This is a genomic window from Bacillus sp. JNUCC-21 (assembly GCF_041222765.1).
GTDB lineage: Bacteria > Bacillota > Bacilli > Bacillales > Bacillaceae > Bacillus > Bacillus velezensis.
In genome coordinates, this window is the sequence record NZ_CP166019.1 from 2,063,529 (window position 1) to 2,076,426 (window position 12,898).

At 42.6% G+C, this 12,898-nt stretch carries 14 protein-coding genes, 1 pseudogene and 1 riboswitch; of the genes and pseudogenes, 9 read left to right on the forward strand and 6 right to left on the reverse strand.

Features of this window, described 5'->3' with window-relative positions:
* Positions 1 to 25: 25 nt before the first annotated feature.
* The 3 genes and pseudogenes from JNUCC21_RS09900 (at position 26) to JNUCC21_RS09910 (ending at position 1,911) form a co-directional block, all read left to right on the forward strand.
* A complete protein-coding gene (locus JNUCC21_RS09900; RefSeq protein ID WP_000640391.1) occupies positions 26 to 454 on the forward strand; it encodes a GNAT family N-acetyltransferase in 429 nt (142 codons plus the stop codon).
* A 142-nt stretch (positions 455 to 596) separates the two neighbouring features.
* Positions 597 to 1,035 (forward strand): annotated as a pseudogene (locus tag JNUCC21_RS09905) (IS4 family transposase); the annotation flags it as partial.
* A 351-nt stretch (positions 1,036 to 1,386) separates the two neighbouring features.
* Positions 1,387 to 1,911, forward strand: a complete 525-nt coding sequence (locus JNUCC21_RS09910; protein ID WP_232321921.1) for an SDR family NAD(P)-dependent oxidoreductase — start codon at positions 1,387 to 1,389, stop codon at positions 1,909 to 1,911.
* Between the two features lie 586 nt (positions 1,912 to 2,497).
* Here JNUCC21_RS09910 and JNUCC21_RS09915 read toward each other — a convergent pair.
* Positions 2,498 to 3,214, reverse strand: coding sequence for a 3-ketoacyl-ACP reductase (locus JNUCC21_RS09915; protein ID WP_169509976.1), 717 nt, complete (start codon positions 3,212 to 3,214; stop codon positions 2,498 to 2,500).
* Between the two features lie 129 nt (positions 3,215 to 3,343).
* Between JNUCC21_RS09915 and JNUCC21_RS09920 the strand changes: the two genes are divergently transcribed.
* On the forward strand, positions 3,344 to 3,649 hold the full coding sequence (locus JNUCC21_RS09920; RefSeq protein ID WP_012117722.1) for a hypothetical protein: 306 nt from the start codon (positions 3,344 to 3,346) through the stop codon (positions 3,647 to 3,649).
* 65 nt (positions 3,650 to 3,714) lie between these two features.
* Positions 3,715 to 4,476: a hypothetical protein gene (locus JNUCC21_RS09925; protein WP_012117723.1), complete on the forward strand. Its 762-nt coding sequence runs from the start codon at positions 3,715 to 3,717 to the stop codon at positions 4,474 to 4,476.
* Positions 4,477 to 4,507: 31 nt separating this feature from the next.
* Here JNUCC21_RS09925 and JNUCC21_RS09930 read toward each other — a convergent pair whose 3' ends face one another.
* The 3 genes from JNUCC21_RS09930 to JNUCC21_RS09940 are packed head-to-tail and all read right to left on the reverse strand — an operon-like array spanning position 4,508 to position 8,278.
* On the reverse strand, positions 4,508 to 5,755 hold the full coding sequence (locus JNUCC21_RS09930; protein WP_061581690.1) for an RbtT/DalT/CsbX family MFS transporter: 1,248 nt from the start codon (positions 5,753 to 5,755) through the stop codon (positions 4,508 to 4,510).
* A 47-nt stretch (positions 5,756 to 5,802) separates the two neighbouring features.
* Entirely contained in the window at positions 5,803 to 7,269 is a 1,467-nt protein-coding gene (locus tag JNUCC21_RS09935; RefSeq protein ID WP_369878798.1) for an FGGY-family carbohydrate kinase, read from the reverse strand.
* The gene (locus JNUCC21_RS09940) at positions 7,262 to 8,278 is read right to left on the reverse strand and encodes a 2-hydroxyacid dehydrogenase (protein ID WP_015239990.1); all 1,017 of its coding nucleotides are present in this window, start codon (positions 8,276 to 8,278) and stop codon (positions 7,262 to 7,264) included. The genes JNUCC21_RS09935 and JNUCC21_RS09940 overlap by 8 nt, the downstream gene beginning before the upstream one ends.
* A 121-nt stretch (positions 8,279 to 8,399) precedes the next feature.
* Positions 8,400 to 8,492, reverse strand: a riboswitch (SAM riboswitch).
* Positions 8,493 to 8,639: 147 nt separating this feature from the next.
* Here JNUCC21_RS09940 and JNUCC21_RS09945 point away from each other — a divergent pair.
* Together JNUCC21_RS09945 and JNUCC21_RS09950 are read left to right on the forward strand one after the other, a co-directional pair.
* Entirely contained in the window at positions 8,640 to 10,703 is a 2,064-nt protein-coding gene (locus JNUCC21_RS09945) for a molybdopterin oxidoreductase family protein (protein WP_072589160.1), read from the forward strand.
* An 84-nt stretch (positions 10,704 to 10,787) separates the two neighbouring features.
* Positions 10,788 to 11,072 (forward strand): hypothetical protein, encoded by a 285-nt coding sequence (locus JNUCC21_RS09950; RefSeq protein WP_076425206.1) that lies wholly within the window; start codon positions 10,788 to 10,790, stop codon positions 11,070 to 11,072.
* A 43-nt stretch (positions 11,073 to 11,115) separates the two neighbouring features.
* Here the strand turns inward: JNUCC21_RS09950 and JNUCC21_RS09955 are convergent, their stop codons facing one another.
* Positions 11,116 to 11,340 (reverse strand): hypothetical protein, encoded by a 225-nt coding sequence (locus JNUCC21_RS09955; RefSeq protein WP_052827529.1) that lies wholly within the window; start codon positions 11,338 to 11,340, stop codon positions 11,116 to 11,118.
* 196 nt (positions 11,341 to 11,536) lie between these two features.
* Here JNUCC21_RS09955 and JNUCC21_RS09960 point away from each other — a divergent pair, with 196 nt between their 5' ends.
* Positions 11,537 to 12,115, forward strand: a complete 579-nt coding sequence (locus JNUCC21_RS09960; protein ID WP_369878821.1) for a MarR family winged helix-turn-helix transcriptional regulator — start codon at positions 11,537 to 11,539, stop codon at positions 12,113 to 12,115.
* A complete protein-coding gene (locus tag JNUCC21_RS09965) occupies positions 12,108 to 12,389 on the forward strand; it encodes a hypothetical protein (protein ID WP_061581688.1) in 282 nt (93 codons plus the stop codon). The genes JNUCC21_RS09960 and JNUCC21_RS09965 overlap by 8 nt, the downstream gene beginning before the upstream one ends.
* Positions 12,390 to 12,428: 39 nt before the next feature.
* On the opposite strand, the gene JNUCC21_RS09970 is transcribed toward JNUCC21_RS09965, so the two are convergent.
* Positions 12,429 to 12,887 (reverse strand): SMI1/KNR4 family protein, encoded by a 459-nt coding sequence (locus JNUCC21_RS09970; protein ID WP_160223471.1) that lies wholly within the window; start codon positions 12,885 to 12,887, stop codon positions 12,429 to 12,431.
* Positions 12,888 to 12,898 lie beyond the last annotated feature (11 nt).

Consider the following 12,898-nt stretch of genomic DNA (forward strand, 5'->3'; position numbering starts at 1 on the left):
ATTTAAAACTAAAGGAGAGATATTAATGATATATAGAAAAGCAAATCAGAAAGATTATGATACAATTTTGAATATATGGGAAGAGTCGGTTTTAGCTACTCATCATTTTTTAAGAGATACCGATAGAGAAGAGTTTAAAAAAGAAATACCCTCATATTTCCCACATCTTAATGTCCAGTTATGGTATGAGAAAGAAGATTTAATTGGCTTTTCTGCTATAAATAAACAACACTTAGAAATGTTATTCTTAAAACCTAATAAAATAGGTAAAGGATATGGTAAAGCTATTATTAATTCTTTAATTAAAGACTTTGATATTACAACAGTTGATGTAAATAAAGACAATAAGAGTGCAACTAAATTCTATATTAATAATGGCTTTTTTATAGTAAGTGAAACGGAAACAGATTCTTCTGGACGTCCATACCCTATACTAGAGCTAAAGTTAAAATAAGGTAAAGGTGAAAATCCTCCCTTACCTTTGATTTTTGCACTAAACTGCACGTTAGTCCAATAAGAATTAAACAACTTTATTGTCACTTAACAAATACGCTATTCTTTTCTCGTAGAATCATAGGAAAGGATGGCGTATTTGTATGTCTATTTCTATATCTGATGAATTACAATTATTTGCTCAAGAAATTCAAAGGTTTTTATCTCCAAACGCCTTACAGAATCTTACTAGGGAGTTGGGTTTGTTCAGCAATTGAGTAAGTACCAAGCAAAGGATTTAATCGCTTTATGTGTGTGGATGAGCCAAAAAGTTGCTACGACTTCTTTAACTCAGCTATCTAGCTGTTTAGAAGCATCAACTGAAGTGCTTATCAGTCCTGAGGGGCTGAATCAACGATTTAATCAGGAAGCTGTTCATTTTTTGCAACAGATATATCCAAACTACTAAACCAAAAATCAGCTTCATCTGTATCGTTTTCTTCTCCCTATACTTCTGTTTTCAAACGTATTCGTATTCTAGATTCAACTGCATTTCAACTACCTAATTCCTTTTCAAGCGTTTATCCAGGTGCTGGTTTTTGTGAATTGATAGCTTTTAATCTTGGCAAAAGCTACTTCGCTTTGACCGTGACTGTCTACATAATTCTTTTCTATCTTATTTTAAATACACTTCTTTACAAGCTCAGCTTTTAAAGCTGTATGGTACCTACTGACCTATATAGGTTATTTCTTACGTAACCTGGGTGAAATAAATTAAAGATTTTGAATAATAAAAAACAAACACCCTATAAATTCTTATAAAAATCTTTAAAAATGCATATTTCACACAAAGAAAGCTGCTTAAAATGAAACCGTATTATAAATCTTTGTTATTGACTAACATGCTGCTTAATCGATTTTAAAGTATTTGTTAGCAAAGAAGGAGAAGATAGAATGGAAAAATTAGTTGGGAAAGTAGCCGTTATTACAGGAGCTGGCGGCGGATTAGGTAAATATATTGCACTTCGCTTCGCAGAAGAAGATGCTAAACTAGCATTATGTGATATCAATGCAGAAGGGCTTAACGAAACAGCTGAATTATGTAAAAGCAAAGGTGCAGATGTATTTGCAAAAGCTTTTGATGCTACTGATATTAAGCAGTCAACAGAATTTATTTCGGATACGGTTGTACAATATCAAACCGTAGATATTTTAGTAAATTTAGCGATGGCGATTGAGCCACCTCATTCATTTTTGGATCATACAAGAGAGACACTTGATAGAAGTTACCAGACTGGTCTCGTTACAACATGGGATTTTATGAAACTGTGCTATCCATACCTTAAAGAAAATGGTGGTAAAATCATTAACTTTGGCTCTGGAAGTGGTAATGAAGGACAGGAGGGCTATGCAGCTTATGCAGCGATCAAAAAGAGGGATATTGTATGCGTCATAAATCAATTGAGAGATATATTCTAAGTTGTTTTTCATTTTGCCACTCCTGATATATCAAATTTATAAAGCGCCTTCATTTTTGAATTAAAAATAAAGATGCCCCTGGATTGATGAGAGACTGTTCCTTAGAATTCATAGCAAGGTTAAAGTTGTAAAATATTTGGCGGTGTACGCAGGTGAAAAAATTGCTATACATTGTGCCATCACCAAGTTAGATAGCTACTTAGAATTGTAGTGATTATAGTAAAAATAAAAACAACAGGATAATCATAAATGTATGTTATCCAACTTTTTTTATATTATCGCAGGATTGAATGTTTATATTATTATTTGTAATTTCCAAAGTTCCCAAAGCGTCTTTTGGGAACTTTATTTGCTTAACGTTGTAAATCCGCATTTTTCTGACGCTACCCCAATTATAACTTATTTTAATCTTGATATTTCCTTATTTCGGGTTGTGACAGCTTCGCTGGTACTCCCCCGTTCACGGAAATTCAGAAGATGAATCTTTTGATCTATTAACATTCCCTTCAAAAGATAATCAGAAGCGCCGATGGACCGTTTTGAATGGAATAAAAAAGACCCGTCATGAAGACAGGTCCCCTTTTGTTTAAGGATTAGTTGACCACAAACCGGCAGTTTTGATGAAAATGCGCGGATGTAATTTCAATTGAGCAACCATATATTCTGCAAGATCCTCAGGCTGCATGACTTTTTCCGGATTGCCGTCTGTCAGATTTAATTCAATAGACATGTCGCTGGCAACCGTGCTCGGAGTCATTGCGCTGACACGGATATCGTGTTTTCTGACTTCCTGCATGAGAGATTCAGTCAGACCGAGAACGGCAAATTTAGAAGCGCTGTACGCACTTGTCGCCGCGGCGCCTCTTTGGCCCGCCGTAGAAGAAATATTAATGATATCTCCTGATTTTCTCTCAATCATTTCAGGTAGAACGGCGCGTGTCACGTGGTATACACCCATTACATTCACTTGAATGATGTCTTCCCACTCTTCAGGCGTAAGATCCAAAAATCCGCCGAATTTGCTGATTCCGGCATTATTAATCAAGATGTCAATCTCACCGAGTTCTTCTTTAATAGAGGAGACGGCTTGCTCTACCTCTTTTTGGTTTTTTACATCGGCAGCAGCGAATGATGCCTTTACACCAAGGGCTTTCACTTCTTCCGCAACCTTTTCGACATTTGCTTCTGTGCGGCCGATTAAACCGATATTGACTCCTTCTTTGGCTAAAGCGATAGCGGCGGCGCGGCCGATTCCTCTGCCCGCACCCGTGATAAGAGCCGTTTTGTTTTGTAAACTTTCCACGTCTTTCACCCTTTCTGAATGTCCTTATGTACGATTTCACATTATAAGCAGAAAAAAAACAATTAGCAAATAAAATGATTCAACACGATCCGTAAAGGGTATCTACTGAAAAAAAGGAGTGAAAAGCAGATGATCATCATTTTGTATATCAGTGCTGCCGTTGCGGCTGCCGCATTAATTTATGCAGCCGTATCCGCCGTGCATTTTAAAAGAAACACAGCGCCTGATATAAAGAAGATTAACGCCGCGACAGCGTCCATGCAGACGGCCGTTGATGAAATCAAAACAGAAACCGATCTGTTATCGCAAAAGCAGAAAGAGCTGAAAGAAGATTTTCTCACTAAAAAAACAGCCGTGCAAACGACGGCGGCCGAAGTTAAAGGAACGCCTCACGTCCTGAAGATGCTCTGGAACGCCGGTAAAAGTGATGTATGAGCCTGCATGTCATCCGACGTTTTTGATGACACTAAGAGAAACCGGCGGATTCAAGGAGGCATAACATGATTTGCGATCGTGAGCGGCTTGCGCATTTTTTGCAGCAGCTTAAAGCACTATCTTCTTCGGTAGGGTTTACAAAATCGGATTTGCTGACTCCGGCTTTCCATTTAGCTAAGGACGGAGATCTGGATTTGTATTATTCGCCTCATAATGAATATATTAACCCTTATGCAGTCGTTGCCATTTCCGGAATCACACCCGGTTTTTTTCAAATGCAGCTGGCTTACAAAAAAGCGGCACAGCTTTTAAAAGATGGCGAAACTCTTGAAACGATAGCCTATGAAACAAAAAAAGCGGCCGGACTTTCCGGTTCAATGAGACAGAACATCATCGAAATGCTTAATGAATGCGGTCTGCCGGCCGCGCTTCACGTTGAGGATTCATCCCGGTTATTTGATTCAAAACGGGAGCTTCTTCATACAACGTCCGTTATCAAACACCCTGTTTTTTATAAACAGAAAAACTATACGGGACATCGGCCGGCAATCAGCAGGTCAGCTCTTCTCAGCCGTTACGCGCTGACATGTTTTCCGGATGAAATAGAAATGATGAAAAAGGACATTCTGCTTATCCCTCTCGGCAAAGCAGCAGAATCAGCCTGCCGCATGCTGAAGAAGAACGGCAGAATGGGTCATGCGGTCATTCTGGAAGGCTTCCCGCATCCGTCCGGAGCAAACGGACATCGTTTCAAACAATTTCACGAAAACAAACAATCGTTACGTGAACAAATTCAGCGCTTTGCCGGGTTTCTTCAGCAGCTGTAAAAAAACGCCCCGAATTTTCGGGGCGCTGCTGTTAAGAAGCGTATTCAGGCAATGCTTTATTGTGTTTTGCCGTTTTCTCTTCAGGTATTTTGATTTGATTTGTCAAGATTGCACTTACGAAATAGAGCGCTGCGAAAATCCATACAACGCCTTGTGCGCCGACAAGTCCGATGAACGCCCAGGCAAGCGCAGGGCCGACAAATGCCGACAGGCCCGCAGCCAGATTTAACACAGACATGGCAGCACCTTTATCGCTGCCGGCCGCCGTCGGCACGATAGCCCCGATCGGAACGAACCCGGCGAGGAGCCCTCCCCATATAAAACCGACAATGCTGACGAAAAGCAAGTTCCCATGTGATACAACAGGAGCATAATATAATAAAAGAGTAAAAATGCCGCAGCCCACTCCCCCGAACCACATGACAGTCTTCTTCCAGCCGAATGCATCGCCGACTGCGCCGAAGATTAAGTTAAAGACGATATTTCCGAGAAAGATCGTTCCCCAAATTTGAAGCCATACATTTGTAGAAATGCCGTGTTGCGCCATATGCATCGGAAGAAATACCGGAAATCCGTATGTACCAATGCTGTTAATGATCCGAATGATCCCCCCAGAGAGCACACGCGGATTTTCAGCAAGGATGGTGATTCCCTTCATTAATTCCTGCGCCTTTTCCCGCTTATCTGCCTTTTTCTTTTCAAAGCGGTCCCTATTTAAAATCAAAGCAAAAAACGCGCCGAGGCAGACCCAGAAAATTGAACTCCACAGTGTATTCAAATAGCCGAAGGATTTGATGGCCCAGCTTGAATACCAAGCACCGAATACAAACATCCCGCAGCAATATGCAATCCAGAACCAGCCGACCGCCGTACTGAGCCTGTTTTTCGGCGACCGGTAAATCACCCATGTCAAAAAAGAATAGGCAAACAGCGGATAACCCAGCCCTTTAATAAAATACGTGACATACATCACCGGCAAATTAAGATTTTCAAATCCGTATGCGATAAACGCGGCTGTTCCGATAACGTAAAACAACAGCCCCATAAACATCGTCCGCTTTGCGCCGAAGGCTTCGAGGCAGACCCCTGAAAACCAAGACGCCACAGCGAGAGAAACACCGTAAACCGTAAACAGGGATGCTGATTGCTGTACCGTCAAGCCGTTTTCAACTAAAAACGGGCTGAGCCAGCCTTGTTCAAGGCCGTCCCCCATCATAAACAGCACGACTCCCAAAAATCCCCATGCGAGCTGTTTCGGAATTCCTATTTTATTAAGCATTTTTGTTCCTCCTCAGCAATCTTTCATGTTGTCATCTCATCCCCAAGTCAGGCTTTCACCGCCGGCTGAAAATGAGTAAATAATTTTTGCGTATGTTTCCATTCTTCATATAGGAAGAGATCCGTCTGATCCGCTTCCGGCTCAATTACCTTTGTGCGGCTCGAAAGCTCTGCTTTCACACCGAGAGCTTCGTTACAAATCATCACCGCTCCCATTGCGGATGCCTGGCTGAACCCCTCTCTCTTATAGATTTTCTTTTGGAGAAGGTTAGCAAGAAACTGCGTCAAAGCATCACTTTGGAAACCGCCGCCGCACACCTTCACATCATCTTGTGAAAAGGAAGCCACCTCTGTTAACGCCTCATAGTTCCATTTGATTGAAAAAGCGATTTCCAGCAGTGCGGCTTTGACAAAATGGGCTCTGCTTAAGTTTTGGGACAGCGGAGCGTCAAAAATAAATCCGCCTTTTGCCAGTGCGTTTTTCTCAGGCGATAAATAGGATCCTAACGCAGAAATACAAGCATGATCATGTTTCGGCAGACTTGCGATTTCCCGTTCCATGACGCCATAGGATTCATTCGGATAAAAAATGGATTTTAATTTTTGATAATTGAGTCCTGTTACACCCGGATTCGTTTCAAGAAGCCATTGACCTTCTTCTGTATGGCAATTCAGCCATGCTTTCTTTAAACTTTCGGTTCCGGCCTCCGCTGTTATCTTTGTAATCGGCGTCGTCGTACCGGATACGATGACGATATCTCCCGGCTTTGCATCTGCACTTTTGATGGCAAGCTGTGTGTCTCCCCCGCCTGCAATCACAGGCACTCTCTCAGAAAGACCGAGAACCGCCGCTTTCTTGAACGTTAACACTCCGACAACCGTCCCAGATCGGACGAGTGAAGGAAGAATGGCAGAAGGCACACCGAAGATGTTGCATAATTTCTCTGACCACGCCTTTTTCCTTACGTCAAACAGCAGTGTTTCAGCAGCCTGTGACGGTTCATAGCTTAAAATACCGCTCAGCTCAAATGTCACCCAGTCACTGATGCTTGTGATGTACTTCACTTCTTTCCATAAAGACGGCTGTCTGGCTTTTAATCCGACAAGTTTCATGGCGGAAAATAAAGCGCTCGGAAGACGTCCGGTTTGCTGATGCACTTCTTCTTTTGTCTCAATCCCGTCTTCCCATTCACGGCCTCTGTTATCAATGTTGGGCAAACCGAGAAATGCCTTTTTACCTTTATTGATCAGAACAATTCCCTGCCTCTGGCTTGTAGAGGTGATTCCGATTAATGTAATATGTGGGCTTTTGGCAATAACCTTCCTTGCCATAGCGCTGATTTGCTTCCATAACCCTTCCGGTGAGAAATATCGTCCGTCCGGATAAAGCGGATCCGTCACATATTCAATGTCTTCCCTTTCAAGCGCGGTCACTTCGCCGCCGGCAGTCACGACCGCGACTCGCGCATTCCCCGTCCCGATATCAAATACAAGGTAGCCTTTTTGTTCAGCCATTACAGCCTCCTCCTTCCGTTTCAAGTTCTCTTTTGTTATAAAGTTCACGTATTGAGCAGGTTTGATCTTGTTTCCATTTGAAAAGCGCTTCATTTAAAATCTTCACATGATGATCTTCCACTTCAAATGTTGCGCCCGCTAAATGGGGAGTCGCTAACACATTCGGCAAAGAGATCAATTCATAATCAGAAGATTCAGGCGGTTCGTGATAAAACACGTCAAGGATCGCTCCCTTAATCCGCCCTTCTTTCAGCACCCGCAGCAGCTCTTCCCTGTCTGTAACCGCCGCTCTTGACGTATTGACAAAAACAGCTTCCTGTTTCATCAATTGAAAGTGCCGGGCGCCGATAAGGCCGATGGTTTCTTCTGTGCGCGGCAAGTGAACGGAAACAATATCACTTTCAGAAAATACCCGTTCAATCGTCGTTTTTTCATACTCCCGGTTTTCATGACGGACAAATGGGTCATAGTAAAGCACCTTGCAGTCAAAGGCGGCCAATAGCCGGGCGATTCTCTGTCCGACAGCTCCGAAACCGATAAGGCCGACTGTTTTCCCTGTCAGCTCATTTCCTCTGAATTTGACGTAAGCCTGCAAATAATCACCATTCCACTTCCCGTCCTTCAGCCACTGATGGGAAGAATACGTATGACGCAAAAATGAAATCACATTTCCGATAAACATTTCAGCAACAGCCTGGGCATTGCGGGCCGGTGTAAAGAAAACGGGGATTTTTCTTTTAGTCGCCGCCGCAATATCCACGTTAGACGGCATTCCTCTGCAGACACCGATAAAAGCGGAATCGGGCAATATGTCAATAACACGCTCAGACACCTCATCAAGTTCAGTAATAAGCCCCGACGCGTTTGTCTCTTGAATCATTCGGATTAATTCATCTTCCCGATAGGCCCGGCCGTGCTTCTTCCACGGCCGGTGCACAGTCCGGCCGAACAGCTCAGTCAGCTCTTTCAGCCCCTCGTCGTGATATGGTGCGGTAATTAAAACCGTCATGGTGCAAAACATCCTTTTCACATAAATTTTTTCATAAAAAAATCTCTTTCCCCAAAGAAGGAAAGAGATTCATATACCGTCTTTATGCGCTTGAAGCGCACAAATATGTATAGATCATTCTTTCCTATCTTTCAAGCATACGCTTGCTGGAATTGGCACAATAAATGTTGCCGAGGTTTCGTAGGGCCAGTCCCTCCACCTCTCTGGATAGAAAATAAAATGATGAAATTGTCAGGCTGTTTAAAAGAATAAACTCATCATAGAAAAGTCTTTCCATGATGTCAACACTTTTTTTCTGAATTGACGTTCGATTTTGAAATGTTATAATGCTTACAATATAAACAAAGAGGAGAAATGGGCTATGAATTCTGCTGCAACACAGCCGAACGGGGTCTTTAAGTCGGTATGCTCACTAGACTGTCCCGATCAATGCGGCTTGCTTGTGACAAAAAAAGACGGAAAAATCGTTAACATTCAGGGAGACCCCGATCACCCGGTCACATCAGGGAATATTTGCAACAAAGTCAGACACATGGCTGAGCGCATTTATGATGAAAAGCGCGTAACCGTTCCGTTAAAACGGATCGGTAAAAAAGGTGAAGCCGCGTTTGCGCCTATTTCCTGGGAGGAAGCGATCAATACGATCAGTGCGCGCTGGAAAGAGCTTATTGCCGAAGAAGGAGCGGAAAGCATTCTTCCGTACAGCTTTTACGGCAATATGGGAAAACTGGCGGCAGAGGGAATGGACCGCCGTTTTTTCCATCGTCTCGGAGCGAGTCATCTCGAACGGACGATCTGCAGCAAAGCCGGTTCTGAAGGCTATAACTATACAATGGGAGAAGGAGCGGGTACTGATCCGGAGGAGACCATACATGCAAAGCTCTTTATTTTTTGGGGGATCAATGCCGTCAGCACGAATATGCACCAAGTCATGATTGCTCAAAAAGCCCGGAAAAAAGGGGCTAAAATTGTCGTTATCGATGTACATAAGAACCAAACCGGCCGGCTTGCCGATTGGTTTATTCCCATTCGCCCCGGCACAGATGCCGCACTCGCTCTCGGTATCATGCATGTCTTATTCGACGAAAACCTTCACGATGAAGCATTTCTCACAGAATACACCGAAGGCAGTGACGAATTAAAAGCGCATGTCAAACACTATGATCCGGAAACGGTTTCTGCTATTACAGGCGTTAAAGCCGACGATATCAGACGCCTTGCGAGAATGTACGGGGAAACCTCCCCTTCCCTTATCAGGATCGGAAACGGCATTCAGCACCATGACAATGGCGGAATGATCGTCCGCACCGTTGCCTGCCTTCCGGCTGTTACAGGACAGTGGCTCAACACCGGAGGAGGCGCAATCAAGCATAACAGCGCGGTATTAAACTATAACAGACAAGCGCTCCAGCGGCCTGATCTGCTTTACGGCAGGAAGCCGCGATCATTTAATATGAACAGGCTCGGAAGCGTTCTTTTAGAAACAAAACCGCCCGTGCGCTCCCTGTTTATTTACGGTACGAATCCCGCAGTGGTTGCGCCGGAAGCGAATAAAGTCAGAAAAGGACTGCTGCGGGAGGATTTATTTACAGTCGTTCACGATCTGTTTTTAACGGAAACCGCCAAATATGCGGATATCGTGCTCCCTGCTGCATCCGCTTTTGAAAACACGGATTTTTACACGTCTTACTGGCATCATTTTATTCAGCTGCAAAAACCGGTGATCGAACCCTACGGGGACAGCAAATCGAATACGGAAGTGTTCCGTTTGCTTGCCGGAGCAATGGGCTTTACCGAGCAGGAGCTTCAGGATACCGATGAAGAATTGATCAGACAGGCACTGGACTTTCCCGACAATCCGTATATCGAGGATATTGATTACGAAGCGCTCTCACGCCATTCCTTCATGAAAGCCAAACGGAAAAAACCGCTTTTTCCGGGAAAGCTCAAGACACCGAGCGGAAAAATTGAATTATATTCTGAAAAGATGAAACAAGACGGTTATCCGGCGCTGCCGACACACATCCCCCTTGAGAGCGATGGCGATTTTCCGCTTTTATTTGTCCCGGGACCGAATCATAATTTTTTAAATTCGACATTTTCGAATAATGAAAAACATGTAAAACTGGAAAAAGCGCCAAAGCTTTTTATTCATACAGAGGATGCTGTACGCCGGAACATAGAAGACGGGGAAACCGTTAGAGTTTGGAATCACCGCGGAGAGTGTGAATTGACAGTTTCGGTCGGCGAACAGGTGCTTCCCGGCGTTGCAGTCAGCCAAGGTCTTTGGGCCGATATGGATGATAAAAAACAGCTCGTCAATTCGCTCACGCCCGATCGGCTGGCGGATATGGGCGGAGGCGCTGTTTTCTTCTCCGGAAAGGTGCAGGTGGAAAAGCTCAGCAATCAAAACCGTCCGCAATAAACGCCGGGCGGTTTTGATGAAGGCCGAATCCTTTCAGCCGGCTTCACCGTATAAAAAGTGATAACGTTTATTGGAGGTTTGCTTATGGATATCATTACCGGCATCGGAATCGCTTTAGCCGGATATTTCATAGGAGACGGATTGAAAAACTTTAAATCACCTGATCCTCATGAACACACTGACCACATTCTCATTAAAGAAAAAGATCTGCACTTCTATATTGGTTATTATTTAGGGGTTACGAAGGAAGAAGCAAAACAAATCGTGCCCGACACCTCTGATGTTCCGCATATCACGAGAAACGGAAAGCGGTATGTACAGAAAACTGCATTAAGAGAATGGTTGACTTCCATGCTGGAAAAAGTATAACAGCTGCCATGAAAAGCGGGAAGGGTTTTTCTCTTCCCGTTCATTAAGATTTGCCGCCCTTTCTCTCTTCAACCCCAAACATACGATGGATATCGTTCTTACGTAACGAAACATCCCCTTCTTTTGATTTCAAATAAAACCCTTTCATATATAACCGTATGACTTCCTCATATGTAAGCTCATGACGAAGGAGCGCCATTAAACGCCCGTCTTTTTCATCTTGTTTATTGAACCATTCATACCGTTCTGACCAGTTCACTTTCTGCATGTCAAACACCTTCCCACTTTGGATTAATGCCCTTTTCGCATTCTTTTACTTATTACCCCTTCTGTAAATATTCCGATTACCTGTGACATTTTTGAAAACAGCCGTAACCCCTCCCATTAGTCACCGTGTTGACTTGTTTCCCATTTCGTTGTATATTATAATTGTCAACATGGTGATAATTTAGATGGGAGATATTATGGATATTAATTTATTAATGAAGGAACTGCATGTCATGCAACAAAGTTACGCATCATTATTTTCGGTTGTCAATAAAGTGCAGGCTCGGGGGGACGAATACTTAGAAATGTTGACTTCCCGACAGCACATGACTCTTATTGCTATTGCCCATTTACCGACGGAAGATACCACACTTATGAATATCGCTAAAAAGCTGGGCACAACAAAACAAACCGCTAACAAATTAATTTCAACCCTCGCGAAAAAAGGATATGTTCACACTGTGCCAAGCAAACTGGATAAACGTGCAATCAATATTGAGATTACCGCTGAAGGAAAAAAAGCGTTAATTTCCTGTTCAGAAAAATCCACCTATTTTTTAGCGGATATGTTTCATGACTTCACAACTGATGAAATTGAAACATTCTGGAGGCTATTGCAAAAACTTTATCGTTTTGATGGTGAAGAACAGGATGGTTTTGAAGAAAAAGCACATTTGAAAGTTGAAGATCAGGCACAATTCATCTCAGATGACTATGAAGAAAAAATCATGACTGAATTTTCAAAACGGCGATATGGGAGTGCAGACGATGAATAATATGCTTTATCGAAAAGTAAAAGAAACAGAGGATAAAATGAAGGAAAAATGCTATGAGCTGAAAGATAAAATTGATCAATTTATTTCTCATACTAAATACAAAATTCATTGCAACCGTAAACTGGACCGAGCCGGCAATTATATATCAATTGCCATTGGACTCTTTATCCTAACTGCCTCATGGCTGACCGCAACACAATGGCTGCTTTGGATAGGCGCGGCGAGTATTTTGAGTAATGCCTGCTTGCTCATTATAAAGCCTGTTAAAAATTGAAAATCTGAAAAAAGCTCTCTAAAAGAGAGCTTTCTTTTATTAATCGTCCCAGTCTTCATCTTCTTCCCAGTCATCTTTCGCTTCTTGAATCTTATTATAAAAAAATTCGATAAAGCTTTCTGCAACGATATCTTGATAGCCAATTATCCTATCCCATTCCACTACAGGGCATTCTCCGTCTTTCATTTTATTCGTATCTAGACAGTAAGCAAAGAAATCAACATCTTCTATGACAACAAGACCATCAGCAAGTCCATAATGTTGTTTATATTCTTTAGTTTTATCTGCAACTGACGCATGATCGAAGTTATAGCCTAAAACTAAAACCCCAAATAAACCACCAGCACCGTATTTTTCTAAGAACCATTTATAGCTAATAGGAAGTTCGCATTGGAGGATTTCTTCAATGCGAGTTATGTTTTCATGGCTTGCACCCTCTGTGAATATAGCATTTTGCTTGTTTTCATTAATAAAGGTTTCAACCTTTGAATAAATCATTTAATTTAAAC

Bases quoted from the DNA above. Each gene is read 5' to 3' on its own strand.
- JNUCC21_RS09950 (WP_076425206.1), top strand. From the start codon at position 10,788: ATGGATATCATTACCGGCATCGGAATCGCTTTAGCCGGATATTTCATA.
- JNUCC21_RS09945 (WP_072589160.1), top strand. From the start codon at position 8,640: ATGAATTCTGCTGCAACACAGCCGAACGGGGTCTTTAAGTCGGTATGC.
- JNUCC21_RS09965 (WP_061581688.1), top strand. From the start codon at position 12,108: ATGAATAATATGCTTTATCGAAAAGTAAAAGAAACAGAGGATAAAATG.
- JNUCC21_RS09960 (WP_369878821.1), top strand. From the start codon at position 11,537: ATGGATATTAATTTATTAATGAAGGAACTGCATGTCATGCAACAAAGT.
- JNUCC21_RS09900 (WP_000640391.1), top strand. From the start codon at position 26: ATGATATATAGAAAAGCAAATCAGAAAGATTATGATACAATTTTGAAT.
- JNUCC21_RS09920 (WP_012117722.1), top strand. From the start codon at position 3,344: ATGATCATCATTTTGTATATCAGTGCTGCCGTTGCGGCTGCCGCATTA.
- JNUCC21_RS09910 (WP_232321921.1), top strand. From the start codon at position 1,387: ATGGAAAAATTAGTTGGGAAAGTAGCCGTTATTACAGGAGCTGGCGGC.
- JNUCC21_RS09925 (WP_012117723.1), top strand. From the start codon at position 3,715: ATGATTTGCGATCGTGAGCGGCTTGCGCATTTTTTGCAGCAGCTTAAA.
- JNUCC21_RS09955 (WP_052827529.1), bottom strand. From the start codon at position 11,340: ATGCAGAAAGTGAACTGGTCAGAACGGTATGAATGGTTCAATAAACAA.
- JNUCC21_RS09930 (WP_061581690.1), bottom strand. From the start codon at position 5,755: ATGCTTAATAAAATAGGAATTCCGAAACAGCTCGCATGGGGATTTTTG.
- JNUCC21_RS09940 (WP_015239990.1), bottom strand. From the start codon at position 8,278: ATGACGGTTTTAATTACCGCACCATATCACGACGAGGGGCTGAAAGAG.
- JNUCC21_RS09970 (WP_160223471.1), bottom strand. From the start codon at position 12,887: ATGATTTATTCAAAGGTTGAAACCTTTATTAATGAAAACAAGCAAAAT.
- JNUCC21_RS09935 (WP_369878798.1), bottom strand. From the start codon at position 7,269: ATGGCTGAACAAAAAGGCTACCTTGTATTTGATATCGGGACGGGGAAT.